At 61.5% G+C, this 1,414-nt stretch carries 1 protein-coding gene; it reads left to right on the top strand.

Annotation, left to right across the window (positions count from 1 at the left end):
- Window positions 1–1,323 (top strand): apolipoprotein N-acyltransferase (gene lnt, locus B3187_RS06055; protein ID WP_286805116.1); only part of this gene is annotated, 1,323 nt, incomplete at its 5' end.
- Window positions 1,324–1,414: the final 91 nt, after the last annotated feature.

Here is a 1,414-nt window from a genome sequence, read left to right on the forward strand (position 1 = left end):
GCCTGGGGATTCGGCATCGGCCTCTACGGGGTTGGGGTGTCCTGGATTTTTATCAGCATCCACAGCTTCGGCAATGCCTCGGCCCCACTAGCGGCGGTCATGACCGGGCTGTTTGTGCTGTTTGTCGCCCTGGTGTTCAGCCTGCCGTTTTACCTCTATGGCCGCTGGTTCAGCCAGCACCCACTTGGCCCCCTGCTCGCCTTCGCCGCGCTCTACCTGTTGGGTGAGTGGCTGCGCGGCTGGCTGCTGACCGGCTTTCCCTGGCTGTACCTCGGCTACGGTCATCTGGATACCTGGTTGGCCGGTTGGGCGCCGGTAACCGGGGTGCTGGGGCTGAGCCTGATCCTGTTGTTGACCGCCAGCATCATCGCCCAATGGCTCCTTCGCCCATCCCGCCCGCGCATTCAAATCGCGGCCACTCTTCTGGTGTTTGGCCTTTGGCCCATCGGTTGGGGGCTGAACCAGATTGAATGGACCCAGCCTCAGGGAGAGCCGGTCACCGTCGGTATGATCCAGCCCAACATTCCCCAGGACCGTAAGTGGGACCCGACATTTTTTGAGCCCACTCTGAAGCGGCTCGATGGCCTGAGCGAAGACCTCTGGGACAACGACTGGCTGATCTGGCCCGAAGCGGCCATTCCCAGGGTGTACCACCAGATGCTGCCCTATCTGGAAACGCTCAATGTACGCGCGGAGGAGACCGAGACCGGCTTTATCACCGGGATCATTTTCGATGAGCGACGCAAAGGGGAGTACTACAACAGCGTGGTCGGGCTCGGCCCGGCGCTGGGGATCTACCACAAGCGCCGCCTCGTGCCCTTTGGGGAATACGTGCCGCTGGAGGATTGGTTGCGCGGGCTGATCGACTTCTTTGACCTGCCCACCTCCATCATCAGCCGCGGCCCCTGGGAGCAAAGCGGATTGCAGATTGGCGATGTGGGAATCTCCGCGTCTGTCTGTTATGAAGTCGTGTACCCGGACCTGGTGGCCCGCAGTGCGCGGGATCGGCAGGTGCTGCTTACCATCAGTAATGACGGCTGGTTTGCCGACTCCATCGGCCCGCTGCAGCATATGCAGATGGCCCGTATGCGAGCATTGGAAACCGGGCGGCCGATGATTCGGGCCACCAATAATGGAGTCAGCGCCTTTGTGGGTCATAAAGGTCAGATTGAAAAGCGGGCCGAGCAGTTTGTGCAGACGAATCTCGAGGGCAGTGTGCAACCCCGAAGCGGCATAACGCCGTTTATGGGGTGGGGGAGCTGGCCGGTGGCCATATTGTGCGGGATAGTATTGGTGTTGTTGCGGGTGTTTCCGCGGCGTTAAATTTGGGTGACGGCGGATGCGGCCTCCGGCCTTATCCGCCCTACGCGGAGTGACGTGGGCTGCGTAGGGCGGATAAGGCCGGAGGCCGCAT

It is taken from the genome of Marinimicrobium sp. UBA4209 (genome assembly GCF_002381585.1).
Lineage (GTDB): Bacteria > Pseudomonadota > Gammaproteobacteria > Pseudomonadales > Cellvibrionaceae > Marinimicrobium > Marinimicrobium koreense.